Raw genomic sequence first — 18760 nt, 5'->3', positions numbered from 1 at the left:
GCCGTCGTGCTTCAAAGGGCTGTGACCAGGGGCGATGGTCCAGGACCGGCCCGGCCGCAGGGCCGCCCGACTCCGCCGGTATCGTCGGTTCTGTCACCGATGCCTGTGGTGCCCCGGGTGCCTCCGGTATCCCCGGTGCCTCCGGCATCCCGGTGATCCGGCGCCTGTCCGGCGCCTCTCACGCTGCCCCGTCACCCCCGTGGAGTCCGCATGCCCGGCCAGCCCGCCGCCCGCCGAACCGTGCTGAAGGGGGCTGCTCTCGCCGGTATCGCCGGGCTGGGAGCGGTCGCCTGTTCGACCGAGTCGAAGCTCGGGCACGCCCAGACGCCCACCCCCACCGCCCCCGTCGAGCTCGGCGCCGTGGACGAGGTGCCGGTCGGCGGGTCCAAGCTCTACCGCGAGCAGCGGGTCGTCGTCAGCTGCCCGGCCGCGGGCCAGTACAAGGCGTTCAGCGCCCAGTGCACCCACGCGGGCTGCCTCCTGGACAAGGTCGAGAAGAACGAGGGGAGCTGCCCCTGCCACGGCAGTCGCTTCGACACGACCACCGGTGAGGCGGTGCGCGGTCCGGCGACCGTGCCGCTGCCCGCCGTTCCGGTCAAGGTCGAGGGCGGAAAGCTGATAGCCGGCCCCGACGCCTGACGCGGCAGGTGCGGCGCCCGACGCCACCCGTCCCCGTCCGCATCGGAACCGTTCGTCACTCCCAGTCCCAGTCGATGCCCACCAGGCCGGGCCGCACCCCCTGCTCCACCAGGTGGACGGTCCGGTGCCGGCCGGTGAGCGCGAGGTCGGTACGGTCGCCCCGCGGAGCCCCCGCCGTGGTCTGGGCGAACCGCCGGCACCGGACCGGCAGCGCGGCCTCGTCGAAGCGCACTTGCAGTACGTACTGCCCGCCGCCGCTGCCGAAGCCTCGCACGTACTCGCCGCACGGTCCGCCCGTGCCGTCGTCGAATCCATAGCCGAACAGGTACGTCTGACCCACCTGCAACCGGGTGTCGAAGAGCAGTTCGGCGACGAGCACCCCCGACCTCCGGTCCCGGCGGACCCGGCCCGTCCGGCAGTTCTCCCGGGCCACCACCTCGACCCGCGCGGGGTCGCAGCCCGGATCGCCGCGGTAGACGGCGAGATAGCGGTCGATCCCGTCGCGGTGTGCGCGCACGACCTGCTGCGAGTCCCGGCGCCGCAGCTCCCGGCCGGCCCCGATCCGTACCCGCTCCTGGTGCCCCACCGTGTGCAGCCCGCCGTCGGCCGGTGACTCCAGCGCGTCGAGCAGCCGCTCCACCGCACCGGAGGCCTCCCGCACGGAGCGGTGGGAACGGGTCGCCGGGCGCTCGGAGGCCGTGGGGGAGTCCCCGTCGCCGAGCAGACGGAGCAGTGAATTCCGCGGCAGCTCCAGTACCTCCTCCAGGGCCCCCACCGCCCGCAGGGACTCGGCGCGCTGTGGGCGCCGGGCCCCTTGCTGCCAGTAACTCAGGCTGGTCACACCGACCTTGACCCCGCGGTGTGCGAGGTGGTGCTGCACCCGCTGGAGCGGCAGCCCGCGCACCGAGAAGGCGGTGCGCAGCGCCAGATGGAACGGGCCGGTGTGCAGCACCTGCGCCAGTTCGGCCTCGGTGCGCTGCATGGCGAGCCTCCAGGGAACGATTCACGGCACGGGGCGGGGGACCGCGCCGGTGGGAGTGGGACGGCAGGCGACCGCGGGCGGACCGCTCACGGGTCCGCCACACCGTTCACGCCGCGATGTTCCCCCGCATTGAAGCGTGTTGACCCGTTCCCGACAACGGTTGAAGCCGCCTTCGGCGGAGCCCCGCAGGCGCTGCTGCGATGTCCTCCACCCCGGCCGAGGCAGGAACGCCTGCACAGCGGCGGCGTGCGGCCGGGAGCGCGGCCGGTGCGGGCGCCCTCGCCCTGCCCGCTCCGTGCGGTGTCACCACTCTGCGCAACCGGTCCGTATCCCGAAGCGTGGTTCCGTCTCCCGGGGACACCTGACTGTCACCGCCCGCAAGTAGGGTGGGTGGCATGGCAGACCCCTCCAGCTACCGCCCCAAGCCGGGACAGATCCCCGACTCTCCGGGGGTCTACAGATTCCGCGACGAGCACCGCCGGGTGATCTACGTCGGAAAGGCGAAGAGCCTGCGCCAGCGCCTGGCCAACTACTTCCAGGACCTGGCCGGTCTCCACCCGCGTACCCGCACGATGGTCACCACGGCCGCCTCCGTCGAGTGGACCGTCGTCGCCACCGAGGTCGAGGCGCTGCAGCTGGAGTACTCCTGGATCAAGGAGTACGACCCCCGGTTCAACGTCAAGTACCGCGACGACAAGAGCTATCCGTATCTCGCGGTCACGCTGAACGAACAGTTCCCGCGGGTCCAGGTCATGCGCGGCGCCAAGAAGAAGGGCGTGCGCTACTTCGGTCCGTACGGGCACGCCTGGGCGATCCGCGAGACCGTCGACCTGATGCTCCGGGTCTTTCCGGTGCGTACATGCTCCGCCGGCGTCTTCAAGAACGCCGCACGGACCGGGCGACCCTGCCTCCTCGGCTACATCGGGAAGTGCGCGGCCCCCTGCGTCGGCCGGATCACCCCCGAGGAACACCGCGAACTGGCGGACGATTTCTGCGACTTCATGGCCGGCCGCACGGGTGCGTACATCCGGCGCCTCGAGAAGGACATGATGGCGGCCGCCGAGGAGATGGAGTACGAGCGGGCGGCCCGGCTCCGCGACGACGTGGAGGCCCTCAAGCGGGCCATGGAGAAGAGCGCCGTCGTCCTCGCCGACGCCACCGACGCCGACCTGATCGCGGTCGCCGAGGACGAGCTCGAAGCCGCCGTGCAGATCTTCCATGTCCGCGGCGGCCGGGTACGCGGCCAGCGCGGGTGGGTCACCGACAAGGTCGAGGCGGTCGATACAGCGGGCCTCGTCGAGCACGCCCTGCAGCAGCTGTACGGGGAGGAGACGGGCGACTCCGTCCCGAAGGAGGTCCTCGTCCCGGCCCTGCCCGAGGACCCCGAATCGGTCTCCCAGTGGCTCGCCGGCCGCCGCGGCTCCCAGGTCAGCCTGCGCATACCGCAGCGCGGCGACAAGAAGGACCTGATGGTGACGGTCCAGCGCAACGCCCAGCAGGCCCTGGGGCTGCACAAGACCAAGCGCGCCTCCGACCTGACCACCCGCTCCCGCGCCCTGGAGGAGATCTCCGAGGCGCTCGGCCTCGATACGGCTCCGCTGCGCATCGAATGCTTCGACATCTCCCATCTCCAGGGCGACGACGTAGTCGCGTCCATGGTCGTCTTCGAGGACGGCCTGGCCCGCAAGAGCGAGTACCGCCGCTTCCAGATCAAGGGCTTCGAGGGGCAGGACGACGTCCGCTCGATGCACGAGGTGATCGGCCGCCGCTTCCGGCGCTACCTCCAGGAGAAGGAGCGCACGGGGGAGTGGGAGGAGGCCCCGGCCCCCGCGGACACCGTCGCGGACCCCGGTGCCGGAGCGGTCCTGGAGGGCCCCGCCCGGGACGCCGACCCCTTCGACAACGAACCCCGCGAGGACGACGGCCGTCCCAAGCGGTTCGCCTACCCGCCGCAGCTCGTCGTGGTCGACGGCGGGCAGCCGCAGGTCGCCGCGGCCAAGAGGGCCCTGGACGAGCTGGGGATCGACGACATCGCCGTCTGCGGCCTCGCCAAGCGCCTCGAAGAGGTCTGGCTGCCCGATGACGACGACCCCGTGGTCCTGCCCCGCTCCAGCGAGGGCCTCTACCTCCTGCAGCGCGTCCGTGACGAAGCACACCGCTTCGCCATCACCTACCAGCGCGCCAAGCGGGCCAAGCGCATCCGCTCCAGCCCCCTGGACGCCGTCGTCGGCCTCGGCGAGACCCGGAAGCAGGCGCTGATCAAGCATTTCGGCTCCGTGAAGAAGCTGAAGCAGGCGACAATCGACGAGATCTGCGAGGTTCCGGGGATAGGCCGCAGGACGGCGGAATCAGTGGCTGTCGCCCTCGCCTCGACCACCCCGGCCGCGCCCGCCGTGAACACGGCGACAGGAGAGATCATTGAAGAGGACGACGGGGGCAGCGCACCATGACTGAGCACGAACACGAGCAGGAACGACCGCAGGAACACGAACAGCCGGGGCAGGAGCGCGCGCACGACCGCACAGGCCGCGCGCACGACGGCACGGACCGAGCAGACGGAGCAGGACACGTGAGTACGGGCACCATGACCGAGACGGGCGATGCCGGTGCGGCCATCCCCGAGCTGGTGATCATCTCCGGCATGTCGGGCGCCGGGCGGTCCACCGCCGCCAAGTGCCTGGAGGACCTCGGCTGGTTCGTGGTCGACAACCTGCCACCTGCCCTGATCCCCACCATGGTGGAGCTCGGCGCCCGGTCCCAGGGCAATGTGGCCCGGATCGCCGTCGTCGTCGACGTGCGCGGCCGCCGCTTCTTCGACAACCTCCGGGAGTCCCTCGCCGACCTGGAGGCGAAGCACGTCACCCGGCGGATCGTCTTCCTGGAGTCCTCCGACGACGCACTGGTGCGCCGTTTCGAATCGGTCCGCCGCCCGCACCCCCTCCAGGGCGACGGACGCATCGTCGACGGCATCGCCGCCGAGCGGGACCTGCTGCGCGAGCTGCGCGGCGACGCCGACCTGGTGATCGACACCTCCAGCCTGAACGTGCACGAGCTGCGCGCCAAGATGGACGCCCAGTTCGCCGGCGACGAGGAGCCGGAGCTGCGCGCCACGGTGATGTCGTTCGGCTTCAAGTACGGCCTGCCGGTCGACGCCGATCTGGTGGCGGACTGCCGCTTCCTGCCCAACCCGCACTGGGTCCCCGAGCTGCGCCCGTTCACCGGACTCAACGAGGAGGTCTCGGCGTACGTCTTCAACCAGCCCGGCGCCAAGGAGTTCCTCAACCAGTACACCGAGCTGCTGCAGCTGGTCGCCGCGGGCTACCGCCGCGAGGGCAAGCGCTATGTGACGATCGCCGTCGGCTGCACCGGTGGCAAGCACCGCTCCGTCGCGATGTCCGAGAAGCTTGCAGCCCGGCTCGCCACCGAGGGGATCGAGACGGTCATCGTCCACCGGGACATGGGGCGCGAGTGACCAGCCGTAGTCTCCGCCTGCGGCGGCTGCGCAGAGCCACCAGCGCGCTGTCCGCCCGCAAGCGCGGCGCCCAGCCCAAGGTCGTCGCGCTCGGCGGCGGCATGGGGCTGTCCGCGTCGCTCGCTGCGCTGCGCCGGATCACGGGTGATCTCACCGCCGTGGTCACCGTCGCCGACGACGGCGGCTCCAGCGGCCGGCTCCGCGAGGAGCTCGGCGTCCTGCCGCCCGGCGACCTGCGCAAGGCGCTCGCCGCGCTCTGCGGCGACGACGAGTGGGGCCAGACCTGGGCGCAGGTCATCCAGCACCGCTTCCAGTCCAAGGGCGATCTGCACGAGCACGCGGTCGGCAATCTGCTGATCGTCGCCCTGTGGGAGCAGCTCGGCGACCATGTCCAGGCCCTCGACCTGGTCGGCAGGCTGCTCGGTGCGCACGGCCGGGTCCTGCCCATGTCCGCCGTGCCGCTGGAGCTCCAGGCGCTCGTACGGGGGCACGACCCGGCCCGCCCGGACGACGTGGACACGGTGCGGGGTCAGGCGACGGTGGCGCTCACCCCCGGCGAGGTGCAGTCCGTGCACCTCGTCCCGAACGACCCGCCAGCCGTTCCGGAGGCCGTCGAGGCGGTCCTGGATGCAGACTGGGTGGTGCTCGGCCCGGGATCCTGGTTCTCCTCGGTGATCCCGCATCTGCTCGTACCGGAACTGCTCGACGCGCTCGTCACGACCAGGGCCCGCAAGGTCCTCTCGCTCAATCTCGCTCCGCAACCCGGCGAAACTGATGGCTTCTCTCCGCAGCGTCATTTGGAGGTTTTGGGACGACACGCCCCTAAACTCGCCCTGGACGTGGTGCTGGCCGACGAAGCCGCCGTGCCCGATCGCGAGTCACTCGCCGATGCCGCCAAACGGCTCGGCGCCGCGGTCGAGCTGGCGCCGGTGGCCTCACCCGACGGCGTTCCGATCCATGATCCGGAGCTGTTGGCCGCCGCGTACGACCGTATTTTTCGGATGCATGGAAGGATCGGCCCATGGCGATGACGCCGGCGGTGAAGGACGAAATCTCTCGGCTTCCCGTGACCCGCACCTGCTGCAGGAAGGCGGAGGTCTCGGCGATTCTTCGGTTCGCGGGCGGGCTGCACCTGGTGAGCGGCCGGATTGTGATCGAGGCGGAGCTGGACACCGCGATGGCGGCGCGCCGGCTGAAGCGGGACATCCTCGAGATCTTCGGGCACAGCTCGGAGCTGATCGTGATGGCGCCCGGCGGGCTGCGGCGCGGTTCCCGCTATGTCGTGCGGGTGGTGGCGGGCGGCGACCAGCTGGCTCGCCAGACCGGACTGGTGGACGGCCGCGGCAGGCCCATCCGCGGGCTGCCGCCGCAGGTCGTCTCGGGGGCCACGTGCGATGCCGAGGCCGCCTGGCGCGGGGCCTTCCTGGCCCACGGTTCGCTGACCGAGCCGGGCCGTTCCTCCTCGCTGGAGGTGACCTGCCCGGGGCCGGAGGCGGCGCTGGCGCTGGTCGGTGCGGCCCGCAGGCTCTCCATCGCCGCGAAGGCCCGCGAGGTGCGCGGCGTGGACCGCGTCGTCGTCCGCGACGGCGACGCGATCGGCGCCCTGCTCACCCGGCTCGGCGCCCATGAGTCGGTGCTGGCCTGGGAGGAGCGGCGGATGCGCCGCGAGGTGCGCGCCACCGCCAACCGGCTGGCCAACTTCGACGACGCCAACCTGCGCCGCTCCGCGCGCGCGGCGGTGGCCGCAGGTGCCCGGGTGGGCCGCGCCCTGGAGATCCTGGGCGAGGAGGTGCCCGAGCACCTCGCGGCGGCCGGACGGCTGCGCATGGAGCACAAGCAGGCCTCCCTGGAGGAACTGGGCGCGCTCGCCGACCCGCCGCTGACCAAGGACGCGGTCGCCGGACGGATCCGGCGGCTGCTGGCCATGGCCGACAAGAGGGCCCAGGACCTGGGTATTCCGGGAACGGAATCGACCCTCAGCGAGGAGCTCGCGGACGGCCTGGTGGGATGACCCGCGCACAGCCACGAAAGCCGGCCAAAGACGGAACGCGCAGCACCCCGGCGGGTGTTGACACTCCGTAATCATGACTGCGTACGTGGCCGAGCAATCGGAGGCCCGTATTCCTACCGAGGAGTACGGGCCTCCGCGGCTCTCCGGGGCTCTCTCGATGTCACTCCAGGGCCGTCCGAGGGGTAGGGTCGGAGGCGGTCGGGGACATCCCATACAACTCGCCGGCGTCGAAACCCGGCGTACCTAACGAGGAGATCGGTTCGTGACGATCCGCGTAGGCATCAACGGCTTTGGCCGCATCGGTCGTAACTACTTCCGCGCGCTGCTGGAGCAGGGTGCGGACATCGAGATCGTGGCTGTCAACGACCTGGGTGACACTGCGACCACGGCTCACCTGCTGAAGTACGACACCATCCTGGGTCGTCTGAAGGCCGAGGTCAGCCACACCGCCGACAGCATCACCGTCGACGACCACACCATCAAGGTGCTCTCCGAGCGCAACCCGGCCGACATCCCCTGGGGTGAGCTGGGTGTCGACATCGTCATCGAGTCGACCGGCATCTTCACCAAGAAGGCCGACGCCGAGAAGCACATCGCCGGTGGCGCGAAGAAGGTCCTCATCTCGGCTCCGGCCAAGGACGAGGACATCACCATCGTGATGGGTGTCAACGAGGAGAAGTACGACGCGGCCAAGCACCACGTCATCTCCAACGCCTCCTGCACCACCAACTGTGTGGCGCCGATGGCCAAGGTCCTCGACGAGAACTTCGGCGTCGTCAAGGGCCTCATGACGACGGTCCACGCGTACACGAACGACCAGCGCATCCTGGACTTCCCGCACTCCGACCTGCGTCGCGCCCGCGCCGCGGCGGAGAACATCATCCCGACCACGACCGGTGCCGCCAAGGCCACCGCTCTGGTGCTCCCGCAGCTCAAGGGCAAGCTCGACGGCCTCGCGATGCGCGTCCCGGTCCCGACCGGTTCGGTCACCGACCTCGTCATCACCCTCGAGCGCGAGGTCACCAAGGACGAGGTCAACGCGGCATTCCAGAAGGCCGCCGAGGAGGGCCCCCTCAAGGGCCGCCTCTTCTACACCGAGGACCCGATCGTGTCCTCGGACATCGTGTCGAGCCCGGCGTCCTGCACCTTCGACTCCCTGCTGACCATGGCAGAGGGCACGCAGGTCAAGGTCATCGGCTGGTACGACAACGAGTGGGGCTACTCCAACCGCCTCGTCGACCTGACCGTCTTCGTCGGCAGCCAGCTCTGACCCTCGAATCGGCAGGCACCTCGATGTGAGCACGGGGCTCGAACAGCGCAACGCCGCGCGGTTCGAGCCCCGTTGCATGCTCTCTCGCCCTCCAAGGAGTCCAGCAAGATGAAGACGATCGACGAACTTCTCGCCGAAGGCGTCGCCGGCAAGCGCGTATTCGTACGCGCCGACCTCAACGTGCCGCTGAGCGGCACCACCATCACCGACGACGGCCGCATCCGCGCCGTCCAGCCGACTGTGGAGAAGCTCGCGGCGGCCGGGGCGCGGGTCGTCGTCGCCTCGCACCTGGGCCGCCCCAAGGGCGCCCCGGACCCGGCGTTCTCCCTGGCCCCCGCCGCCGCCCGGCTCGGTGAGCTGATCGGCGCCGACGTGGCCTTCGCGACCGACACGGTCGGCGAGTCCGCCCGCGCCACCGTCGCCGCGCTCGCCGACGGCAAGGTCGCCGTCATCGAGAACCTGCGCTTCAACCCCGGCGAGACCTCGAAGGACGACGCCGAGCGCGGCGCGTTCGCCGACCAGCTCGCCGAGCTCGCCGACGTGTACGTGGGCGACGGCTTCGGAGCCGTCCACCGCAAGCACGCCTCGGTCTTCGACCTCCCGGCCCGGCTGCCGCACGCCGCGGGCGACCTGATCGCCACCGAGGTCGGCGTCCTGAAGAAGCTCACCGAGGACGTCGAGCGCCCGTACGCCGTCGTGCTCGGCGGCTCCAAGGTCTCCGACAAGCTCGGCGTCATCGACCACCTGCTGGAGCGGGCCGACCGCATCCTCATCGGCGGCGGCATGGCGTACACCTTCCTCAAGGCCCAGGGCCACGAGGTCGGTAGCTCCCTCCTGCAGGAGGACCAGATCCCGGCGGTGCTGGAGTATCTGAAGCGGGCCGAGGAGAAGGGCGTGGAGTTCGTGCTCCCCGCCGACGTCGTGGTCTCCGGGCAGTTCCCGGACCTCGGGACCAAGGCCCCGACCGAGCACCGCACGGTGCCCGCGGACGCCATTCCCGCCGGTTTCATGGGCCTGGACAACGGACCCGAGACCAACAAGCTGTACGCCTCGAAGCTCGCCGACGCCGTCACCGTCTTCTGGAACGGCCCGATGGGCGTCTTCGAGCACCCCGACTACGCCGAGGGCACCCGGGCCGTCGCCCAGGCCCTCGTCGACTCCGAGGGCTTCAGCGTCGTGGGCGGTGGCGACTCCGCCGCGGCCGTCCGCATCCTGGGCTTCGACGAGAATGCATTCGGCCACATCTCGACCGGTGGCGGCGCCAGCCTCGAATACCTCGAGGGCAAGACGCTTCCCGGACTCGCCGCACTGGAGGACTGACCTTTCATGAGCACCCGTACCCCGCTGATGGCGGGCAACTGGAAGATGAACCTCAACCACCTCGAGGCCATCGCACACGTCCAGAAGCTCGCCTTCGCCCTGGCCGACAAGGACTACGACGCGGTCGAGGTCGCCGTCCTGCCGCCCTTCACCGACCTGCGCTCGGTGCAGACGCTGGTCGACGGCGACAAACTGAAGATCAAGTACGGCGCCCAGGACATCTCGGCGCAGGACTCCGGCGCGTACACCGGTGAGATCTCCGGCCCCATGCTCGCCAAGCTGAAGTGCACCTATGTCGCGATCGGCCACTCCGAGCGGCGTCAGTACCACCACGAGACCGACGAGATCGTCAACGCCAAGGTGAAGGCCGCCTACAAGCACGGCCTGACCCCGATCCTGTGCGTCGGCGAGGAGGAGTCGGTCCGCGAGGAGGGCCGCCACGTCGCGCACACCCTCGCGCAGGTCGACGGAGCGCTCAAGGACATCCCGGCCGAGCAGGCCGAGACGATCGTGATCGCGTACGAGCCGGTCTGGGCCATCGGGACCGGCAAGGTCTGCGGTGCCGACGACGCCCAGGAGGTCTGCGGGGCCATCCGCGGCCGGCTCGCCGAGCTGTACACGCAGGAGCTGGCCGACGCGGTCCGCATCCAGTACGGCGGCTCCGTCAAGTCGGGGAACGTCGCGGAGATCATGGCGAAGCCCGACATCGACGGTGCGCTGATCGGCGGCGCCGCGCTCGACGCGGACGAGTTCGTCAAGATCGTCCGCTTCCGCGACCAGTGAGTATGCGGTAGCGCGGATCCGTCGTACTCTTGCGGGGGCCGGGGAGGTGTTGTCCTCCCGGCCCCCGTTGTCCGATAGAGCAGTCCAAGGGAATTCCGGAAAGTAGGGACCAGCCGTGGTTGTGGGGTTCTCGATCGCCCTGATCGTCTTCAGTCTGCTGCTGATGCTGCTGGTGCTGATGCACAAGGGGAAGGGCGGCGGCCTCTCCGACATGTTCGGTGGCGGTATGCAGTCGTCCGTCGGTGGCTCCTCGGTCGCCGAGCGAAACCTCGACCGGATCACTGTGGTGGTCGGTCTGGGATGGTTCGCGTGCATTATCGTGCTTGGTCTGCTGATGAAGCTGGACAACTGACCCGGCGTCCGCGATTTCGGTGAGGGTGTAACTCCTTTCACTGGACGCGCGTTGGGCCTTACGTAGACTGGGGCATCTTCGAGCACCATCACGCAGGGAGTTACGACCGTGGCAAGTGGCAACGCGATCCGGGGAAGCCGGGTCGGAGCGGGGCCGATGGGTGAGGCCGAGCGGGGCGAGTCCGCGCCGCGCCTCCGCATCTCCTTCTGGTGCTCGAACGGGCACGAGACGCAGCCGAGCTTCGCCAGTGACGCGCAGACGCCGGAGACCTGGGACTGCCCGCGCTGTGGTTTTCCGGCCGGGCAGGACCGGGACAACCCGCCGGACCCGCCGCGCACCGAACCGTACAAGACGCACCTTGCGTACGTACGCGAGCGGCGCAGCGATGCGGACGGCGAGGCCATCCTCGCCGAGGCCCTGGCGAAACTCCGGGGCGAGATCTAGAAGTTGTTCACCGGCCGGACACCCCATGGGTGCCCGGCCGGAGTGCAATTGTCGGCGCCGCAGCTCTCTGTCGCCTCGTCAACCCCTCTGATCAATTAAGTTGGAGGGGCAGCGGGGCATGTGCAGGCACGAGAAGAAGTGGGCTGATATCCGGGATGAACGCATCAAGCCGAACCAAGCTCAATCAGACGCCCGAATGGATCGCTCTCGGCAAGCACCGTGAGCAGCTCGGTCGGACGCATCTGCGGCAGCTGTTCGCGGACGATCCGGACCGCGGGACCGGATACACCCTCCGCGTCGGCGATCTGTATCTCGACTACTCCAAGCATCTGGTCACCGACGAGACGCTCCGGCTGCTGCGCGAGCTCGCCGGTGCGACCGGTGTCGCCGAGCTGCGTGACGCGATGTTCCGCGGCGAGAAGATCAACACCACCGAGGACCGTGCCGTCCTGCACACCGCGCTGCGCGCCCCGCGCGACGCGGTGATCGAGGTCGACGGCGAGAACGTGGTGCCCGCCGTCCACGCCGTCCTCGACAAGATGGCCGCCTTCGCCGACCGCATCAGGTCGGGGGAGTGGACCGGTCACACCGGCAAGCGGATCAAGAACGTCGTCAACATCGGCATCGGCGGTTCCGACCTCGGCCCCGCCATGGCGTACGAGGTGCTGCGCTCCTTCACGGACCGCTCGCTCACCGTCCGCTTCGTCTCCAACGTCGACGGCGCCGACCTGCACGAGGCCGTCCGCGACCTCGACCCGGCGGAGACGCTCTTCATCATCGCGTCGAAGACGTTCACCACGATCGAGACCATCACCAACGCCACCTCGGCCCGCGACTGGCTGCTGACCGGACTGCGCGCCGACCAGGACGCCGTCGCGAAGCACTTCGTCGCCCTGTCGACGAACGCCGAGAAGGTCGCGGACTTCGGCATCGACACCGCCAACATGTTCGAGTTCTGGGACTGGGTCGGCGGCCGCTACTCGTACGACTCCGCCATCGGCCTCTCGCTGATGATCGCCATCGGCCCGGACCGGTTCCGCGAGATGCTCGACGGCTTCCACCTCGTCGACGAACACTTCCGCACCGCCCCGCCGGAGGCCAACGCGCCGCTGCTGCTCGGCCTGTTGGGCGTCTGGTACGGCGCGTTCTTCGACGCCCAGTCGCACGCCGTGCTGCCGTACAGCCACTACCTGTCCAAGTTCACCGCCTACTTGCAGCAGCTGGACATGGAGTCCAACGGCAAGTCCGTGGACCGGGACGGTCATCCGGTCGAGTGGCAGACCGGACCGGTCGTCTGGGGTACTCCCGGCACCAACGGGCAGCACGCCTACTACCAGCTGATCCACCAGGGCACCAAGGTCATCCCGGCCGACTTCATCGGCTTCGCCGAGCCGGTCGCCGATCTGCTGCCCGGGCTGGTCGCCCAGCACGATCTGCTGATGGCCAATTTCTTCGCCCAGACCCAGGCGCTGGCCTTCGGCAAGACGCCGGACGAGGTCCGCGCGGAGGGCGTCGCCGAGGAGCTGGTGCCGCACAAGACGTTCCGGGGCAATCACCCGACGACCACGATCCTGGCCGACCGGCTGACGCCGTCCGTCCTCGGACAGCTGATCGCGCTCTACGAGCACAAGGTCTTCGTCCAGGGCGCCGTCTGGAACATCGACTCGTTCGACCAGTGGGGCGTCGAGCTCGGCAAGGTCCTCGCCAAGAAGATCGAACCGGTGCTGACCGGCGGCACGGGCGGCGCCGAGGAGCTGGACAGCTCGACCGCCGCGCTCGTCGCCGCGTACCGCACGCGCAGGGGCCGCTGAGCCGATGACCAGGGGGGAGGGGACGGTACGGCTCCGGCCGCCGAACAACACGCCTGACCCGAGGGCCGTCGGCTGGTGGCGCACCCAGTGGCTGCTGCTGACCGCGGCGCCGGTGGCCGTCCTGGCCGTGCTGGGTGCGCTCATCGCATCCGCCCGGTTCTGGCTCTGGCTGCCCGCCGCGGTCCTCGCGGTCCTCGGTGCGGCGTGTGCCGCCCTCCTCCCCCTCTGGCGGTTTCGCACCCACCGCTGGGAGGTCACCGACGAAGCGGTGTACGTCAGGACCGGGGTGTTCCGGCAGGAGTGGCGGATCGCGCCGATGTCCCGGATCCAGACCGTCGACACCGTGCGCGGCCCGCTCGAACAGCTCTGGAGACTCGCCTCGGTCACCGTCACCACCGCGTCGTCCAGGGGAGCTGTGACGATCGGGGGCCTCGACCACGAGCTGGCGGCCGAACTGGCCGAGCGGCTGACCCGGATCACCAGGGACACCCCCGGGGACGCCACATGAGCGAGGTGGCGGACGGCACGGGCCCCGAGCGGCTCGCCTCCGCCCCGGCCGGCAGGGCGGACCACGACGCCACGGCTCCCGTTGCGGCCACCGGAGAGGAATGGCAGCGGCTCGACCGGCGAACGGTCCTCGTCACCGCACTCGTCTCGGCAGGCGTGGCAGCAGGCGCGGCCGTGCCCACCACGCTCGGCCTCGCCGGACGGCTCGGCTTCCCGGCCGCCGTCGGCTGGGTGCTGACCGGCGCGCTCCTCCTGATCGGCTGCGGCGCGGGCGGTGACTACGTGCGCTGGCGCCGCACCCGTTACCGCATCGGTGCCGAACGCATCGAACTGCACACCGGCCTGCTGCTGGTCAAAAGGCGCTCACTGGCCCGCGAACGCATCCGCAGTGTCGACCTCACCGCCCATCCGATGCTGCGCCTCCTCGGTCTCGTCACCGTCCGGATCGGCACCGGCGAGCACACCGGCGGCGAATCCACCCTGGAGTTCGACCCGGTCCGCAGGAGCGAGGGCGAACACCTCCGCCGCGAACTGCTGTCCCGTACGGCCACCGGCGCACCCGGCGCCCACCGCCAGGGCGAGCTCGTCGTGCTCGACCCGCGCTGGATCCGCTACGCACCGCTCTCGTTCGTCGCACCCGCGCTCGGCGGTGCGGCAGCCGGGGCGGTGATGCAGGTCAGCGACTGGTTCGGGGCACAGGGCCAGGTGCTCGACTGGATAGGCGACCGGTTCCGGGACACCTCGCTGACCGTGATGATCGTGATCCTGGCCGGCGCCGCAGCGGTCGCCGGGGTCGTCGGCGCGTTCGGGCTCTGGGTCGAGATGTGGTGGAACTACCGGCTGGAGCGCGAATCCGGCGGCACGCTGCGGATCCGGCGCGGACTGCTCACCTCGCGGTCCGTCTCCATCGAGGAGCGACGGCTGCGCGGCGTCGACCTCGTCGAGCCGCTCGGCATCCGGCTGTTCGGCGCCGCCCGGGTGGACGCGATCACCACCGGCCTCGCCACGGACGACGAGGAGCAGCGCCGTGACCACCACACGCTGCTGCCCGCCGCGCCGCGGAACGTCGCCGACACCGTGGCCGCCGACGTCCTGCGCGAGACCGTGCCGCCGACCGGCGCCGCGCTCACCGCGCACCCCGTCGCGGCCCGCGGCCGGCGGCTGCGCCGGGCGCTCGGGGCGGCCCTGACACCTGTACTGGTCCTCGGCGTCCTCGGCGTCCTGCTGACGCCCGTGCTGCTGTGGGTCGCGCTGGGCTGCGCCGCCGTCGGGCTGCCCGCCGCGGTACTCCTCGCCAGGGACGCGTACCGCGGCCTGGGACACGCCCTCAGCGGCGGCTACCTGGTGACCCGTTCCGGCACCGTACGGCGTTCCACCGCCGCCCTGGAACGGGCCGGCGTGATCGGCTGGACGGTCAGGCAGTCGTACTTCCAGCGGCGGGCCGGGCTGCTGAGCGTCACTGCCACGACGGCGGCCGGAGCAGGCGCGTACACGGCGTACGACGCGGATGCGGCCGAGGGCCTCGACTTCGCCTCCGAGGCCGTACCAGGGCTGCTCGAGCCCTTCCTGGAGCGCACCCCGCCGACCGCCTGAACCCGCCGGCCGCACATCGTGCCGATGGTGCAGCAGCGGTCGTCCGTGGTGCCCGCGCGCACGACGGAGTCCGGGGTCCGGCGGATGCGGCCGTCCCACCTCGGTGGTCCGCCGGCCGTGGGGGGCGCCCCCGGCACGGTTCGCCGCGCGCCATGACCGGGCAGGACACGACAGGGGCCCGGCCGCTCCTGGGAGCGAACCGGGCCCGAGCGCAGCAGCGCCGACGACCGCTCAGGGGGAGGCCGGCGGATACAGCGCACGCGGCAGCCGCGAGGCCGCCGCCGCGTCCAGCAGCCACAGGGTCCGGCTGCGACCGTACGCGCCCGCCGCCGGGGCCTGAATCTCCCCGGCTCCCGACAGCGCGATCTCGGCGGCCTCCGCCTTGTCCTCGCCCGCCGCGAGCAGCCACACCTCGCGGGCCGCCCGGATCGCGGGCAGCGTCAGGGAGATACGGGTGGGCGGCGGCTTGGGAGCGCCGTGCACACCGACGACGGTGCGCTCGGTCTCCCGGACCGCGGGGAGCTCCGGGAAGAGCGATGCGACATGCGTGTCCGGGCCCACGCCCAGCATCAGCACATCGAACGTCGGCACCGGACCGTGGTCCTCCGGACGGGCCGCGGCGGCCAGTTCGGCGGCGTACGCGGCCGCGGCGGCGTCGGCGTCGCTGCCGTGCGGACCGTCCGAAGCCGGCATCGCATGGACCCGGGACGGGTCCAGCGGCACCGAGTCCAGCAGGGCCTTGCGGGCCTGCGTGACATTGCGCTCCGGATCGCCGTCCGGCAGGAAACGCTCGTCGCCCCACCACAGTTCGAGCCGTGACCAGTCGATCGCGTCCCGGGCGGGCGCATCGGCGAGGGCGGCCAGCAGGCCATTGCCGTTGCGCCCGCCGGTGAGCACCACCGACGCGTGGTCCCGCGCGGCCTGGGCGTCCACGATCTTCGTGATCAGCCGGGCAGCGGCGGCCTGTGCCATCAGCTCCTTGTCGCGGTGCACGACAAGCTGAGGGGCACTCACTTCGACGCCGCCTTCTTCGCCGCGGTCTTCTTGGCGGCCGCCGGTGCGGCAGCCGCCGTGCCGGCGGTGGCGGGCTTCGCCGGCTCGGCGGGCCCGGACTCCGCCGTGCCGGCGAGCCGGTCCACGCCGAACTTCACCGCGGACGCGTACGTGTTGTCCGGGTCCAGCCGGCGCAGCTCCTCGGCGAGCAGCTCGGCGGTCTCCCGCCGCTTGAGCGCCACCGCGCGGTTCGGCTGTCCCTCCATGGAGAGCGTGGCCAGCGAACCGTCGGGGCGGTCCAGGACGATGGTGCCGCCCTTGGTCTGCATCCGTACGGCCGTCAGACCGGGCCCCTGGGACTGCGTACGCTCCACCGGCACGTTCAGCCGGTCCGCGAGCCACATGGCGAGCAGCTCGCAGCTCGGGTTCTCCGACTCGCCCTCGACCGTCGCCGAGACGACCTCGACGGGCTTCTGGTCGAGTGCGGCCGCGAGCATGGAACGCCACGGCGTGATGCGGGTCCAGGACAGATCCGTGTCGCCCGGGGTGTACGACTGGGCGCGCACCGCGAGTTCGGCGCTCGGGTGCTCCGCCGAATACGCGTCCGTGATCCGGCGCTGGGCGAGTGCGCCCAGCGGATCCTTCGCCGGGTCCTCGGGCGCGCCCTCGGGCCACCACACCACGACCGGGGCGTCCGGCAGCAGCAGCGGCAGGACCACCGACTGGGCATGGTTCGCGAGTTCGCCGTGCAGTCGCAGCACGATGGTCTCGCCGGATCCCGAGTCGGAACCGACCCGCACCTCGGCGTCCAGCCGCGCGTCGCGCCGACTGCGCGGGGAACGGCTGGCCCGCTTGATCACCGCGATGATGCGCGAGGGGTGCTCGCGCGAGGAGTCGCCGGCCGCCTTCAGGGCGTCGTAGGCGTTCTCCTCGTCGGTGACGACCACCAGGGTCAGCACCATGCCGACGGCCGGGGAACCGGCGGCACGCCGGGCCGACACCAGCGCCTGGTTGATCTTGCTGGAAGTTGTCTCCGTGAGATCGATCTTCATGGCCGACGCCAGCTCCGTCCGTCTCGTGCGAGCATCTCGTCCGCCTCGGCCGGACCCCAGGTTCCCGCCGCGTACTGCGCGGGCTTGCCGTGCTTGTCCCAGTACTCCTCGATGGGGTCGAGGATGTTCCAGGAGAGCTCGACCTCCTGGTGCCGGGGGAAGAGGTTGGCGTCGCCGAGCAGCACATCGAGGATGAGCCGCTCGTACGCCTCCGGGCTGGACTCGGTGAAGGACTCGCCGTACGCGAAGTCCATCGTGACGTCCCGGACCTCCATCGAGGTGCCGGGCACCTTGGAACCGAAGCGCACCGTCACGCCCTCGTCCGGCTGGACCCGGATGACCAGGGCGTTGCCGCCCAGCTCCTCCGTCGCGCCGGACTCGAAGGGCAGATACGGCGCCCGCTTGAAGACGACCGCGATCTCGGTGACCCGGCGGCCGAGCCGCTTTCCGGTCCGGAGATAGAACGGCACGCCCGCCCAGCGGCGGTTGTTGATCGTCAGCTTGATCGCGGCGTAGGTGTCGGTCTTCGACTTGGGGTCGATACCGTCCTCCTCGAGGTAGCCGGGCACCTCCTCGCCGCCCTGCCAGGCGTGCGCGTACTGGCCGCGCACGGTGTGCTTGCCGAGATCCTCGGGCAGCTCCACCGCGGTGAGCACCTTGAGCTTCTCGGCGACCAGGGCCTTCGGGTGGAAGGAGCCGGGCTCCTCCATCGCGGTCAGCGCCAGCAGCTGGAGCAGGTGGTTCTGGATGACGTCACGGGCGGCGCCGATGCCGTCGTAGTAGCCGGCCCGGCCGCCGATGCCGATGTCCTCGGCCATCGTGATCTGGATGTGGTCGACGTACGACCGGTTCCAGATCGGCTCGAACATCGTGTTGGCGAACCGCAGCGCCAGGATGTTCTGGACCGTCTCCTTGCCCAGGTAGTGGTCGATCCGGAAGACCTCGTTGGGCGGGAACACGTCGTGCACGAGCTGGTTGAGCTCCTGCGCGCTGGCGAGGTCGTGGCCGAACGGCTTCTCGATGACGGCGCGCCGCCAGGAGCCCTCCTTCTGGTCGGCGAGCCCGTGCTTCTTGAGCTGCTGGACGACCTTGGGGAAGAACTTCGGCGGGACGGACAGGTAGAAGGCGAAGTTGCCGCCCGTGCCCTGCTCCTTGTCGAGCTCCTGGATGGTGGCCTTGAGGGTCTCGAAGGCGTCGTCGTCGTCGAAGTTGCCCTGGACGAAGCGCATCCCCTGGATGAGCTGCTGCCAGACCTCTTCGCGGAACGGCGTACGGGCGTGCTGCTTGACGGCGTCGTGGACTTCTTGCGCGAAGTCCTCGTCGTGCCACTCGCGGCGCGCGAAACCGATGAGGGAGAAGCCCGGCGGCAACAGGCCGCGGTTGGCCAGGTCGTAGACGGCGGGCATCAGCTTTTTACGGGACAAATCGCCCGTGACGCCAAAGATGACCAGGCCCGACGGCCCCGCGATACGCGGGAGCCGGCGGTCCTGGGCGTCACGGAGCGGATTGGCTCCGGGAACACCAGACAATG

At 70.7% G+C, this 18760-nt stretch carries 17 protein-coding genes; 13 read left to right on the top strand and 4 right to left on the bottom strand.

From position 1 onward, the window contains the following. The first annotated feature begins 210 nt into the window (after positions 1-210). Positions 211-639 carry a Rieske (2Fe-2S) protein gene (locus tag LRD69_RS06365; RefSeq protein ID WP_277325570.1) on the top strand — a complete coding sequence of 143 codons (429 nt, stop codon included), beginning with the start codon at positions 211-213 and terminating at the stop codon, positions 637-639. 55 nt (positions 640-694) lie between these two features. Here the strand turns inward: LRD69_RS06365 and LRD69_RS06360 are convergent, their stop codons facing one another. After that, complete coding sequence (locus LRD69_RS06360; protein ID WP_277325569.1) at positions 695-1621, bottom strand: hypothetical protein; 927 nt, start codon at positions 1619-1621, stop codon at positions 695-697. Positions 1622-2016: 395 nt separating this feature from the next. Between LRD69_RS06360 and uvrC the strand changes: the two genes are divergently transcribed. The 12 genes from uvrC (at position 2017) to LRD69_RS06300 (ending at position 15184) form a co-directional block, all read left to right on the top strand. Beyond that, complete coding sequence (gene uvrC, locus LRD69_RS06355) at positions 2017-4071, top strand: excinuclease ABC subunit UvrC (protein ID WP_277325568.1); 2055 nt, start codon at positions 2017-2019, stop codon at positions 4069-4071. Then, positions 4068-5093, top strand: a complete 1026-nt coding sequence (gene rapZ / locus LRD69_RS06350) for an RNase adapter RapZ (protein WP_277325567.1) — start codon at positions 4068-4070, stop codon at positions 5091-5093. The genes uvrC and rapZ overlap by 4 nt, the downstream gene beginning before the upstream one ends. Beyond that, complete coding sequence (yvcK, locus tag LRD69_RS06345; RefSeq protein ID WP_277325566.1) at positions 5090-6124, top strand: uridine diphosphate-N-acetylglucosamine-binding protein YvcK; 1035 nt, start codon at positions 5090-5092, stop codon at positions 6122-6124. Before rapZ ends, yvcK begins: the two co-directional genes overlap by 4 nt. Next, a complete protein-coding gene (gene whiA, locus LRD69_RS06340) occupies positions 6115-7104 on the top strand; it encodes a DNA-binding protein WhiA (RefSeq protein WP_030919772.1) in 990 nt (329 codons plus the stop codon). The genes yvcK and whiA overlap by 10 nt, the downstream gene beginning before the upstream one ends. Before the next feature lie 262 nt (positions 7105-7366). Continuing rightward, positions 7367-8374 carry a type I glyceraldehyde-3-phosphate dehydrogenase gene (gap, locus tag LRD69_RS06335; RefSeq protein ID WP_277325565.1) on the top strand — a complete coding sequence of 336 codons (1008 nt, stop codon included), beginning with the start codon at positions 7367-7369 and terminating at the stop codon, positions 8372-8374. 108 nt (positions 8375-8482) lie between these two features. After that, positions 8483-9694, top strand: a complete 1212-nt coding sequence (locus LRD69_RS06330) for a phosphoglycerate kinase (RefSeq protein WP_277325564.1) — start codon at positions 8483-8485, stop codon at positions 9692-9694. 6 nt (positions 9695-9700) lie between these two features. Then, positions 9701-10477 (top strand): triose-phosphate isomerase, encoded by a 777-nt coding sequence (gene tpiA / locus LRD69_RS06325; RefSeq protein WP_277325563.1) that lies wholly within the window; start codon positions 9701-9703, stop codon positions 10475-10477. A 115-nt stretch (positions 10478-10592) separates the two neighbouring features. Continuing rightward, positions 10593-10829, top strand: a complete 237-nt coding sequence (gene secG, locus LRD69_RS06320; RefSeq protein ID WP_277325562.1) for a preprotein translocase subunit SecG — start codon at positions 10593-10595, stop codon at positions 10827-10829. A gap of 108 nt (positions 10830-10937) precedes the next feature. Further along, positions 10938-11273 carry an RNA polymerase-binding protein RbpA gene (locus tag LRD69_RS06315; protein WP_078852825.1) on the top strand — a complete coding sequence of 112 codons (336 nt, stop codon included), beginning with the start codon at positions 10938-10940 and terminating at the stop codon, positions 11271-11273. A 155-nt stretch (positions 11274-11428) separates the two neighbouring features. Beyond that, complete coding sequence (gene pgi, locus LRD69_RS06310) at positions 11429-13084, top strand: glucose-6-phosphate isomerase (protein WP_277325561.1); 1656 nt, start codon at positions 11429-11431, stop codon at positions 13082-13084. 4 nt (positions 13085-13088) lie between these two features. Further along, positions 13089-13592, top strand: a complete 504-nt coding sequence (locus LRD69_RS06305; protein ID WP_277325560.1) for a PH domain-containing protein — start codon at positions 13089-13091, stop codon at positions 13590-13592. Next, entirely contained in the window at positions 13589-15184 is a 1596-nt protein-coding gene (locus LRD69_RS06300) for a PH domain-containing protein (RefSeq protein WP_277325559.1), read from the top strand. Before LRD69_RS06305 ends, LRD69_RS06300 begins: the two co-directional genes overlap by 4 nt. A gap of 231 nt (positions 15185-15415) precedes the next feature. Here the strand turns inward: LRD69_RS06300 and pgl are convergent, their stop codons facing one another. From pgl to zwf, 3 genes are read right to left on the bottom strand one after another with little or no spacing between them, the layout of a single operon-like run. Continuing rightward, complete coding sequence (gene pgl, locus LRD69_RS06295) at positions 15416-16198, bottom strand: 6-phosphogluconolactonase (RefSeq protein WP_277325558.1); 783 nt, start codon at positions 16196-16198, stop codon at positions 15416-15418. Beyond that, positions 16195-17229: a glucose-6-phosphate dehydrogenase assembly protein OpcA gene (gene opcA / locus LRD69_RS06290; protein WP_277325557.1), complete on the bottom strand. Its 1035-nt coding sequence runs from the start codon at positions 17227-17229 to the stop codon at positions 16195-16197. Before opcA ends, pgl begins: the two co-directional genes overlap by 4 nt. Continuing rightward, on the bottom strand, positions 17226-18758 hold the full coding sequence (gene zwf / locus LRD69_RS06285) for a glucose-6-phosphate dehydrogenase (RefSeq protein WP_277325556.1): 1533 nt from the start codon (positions 18756-18758) through the stop codon (positions 17226-17228). Before zwf ends, opcA begins: the two co-directional genes overlap by 4 nt. Positions 18759-18760 lie beyond the last annotated feature (2 nt).

This window comes from Streptomyces sp. JH14, assembly GCF_029428675.1.
Classification (GTDB): Bacteria; Actinomycetota; Actinomycetes; order Streptomycetales; family Streptomycetaceae; genus Streptomyces.
Note: the sequence above shows the minus strand (reverse complement) of the source record. Positions and strands in the feature narration are given on the sequence as shown.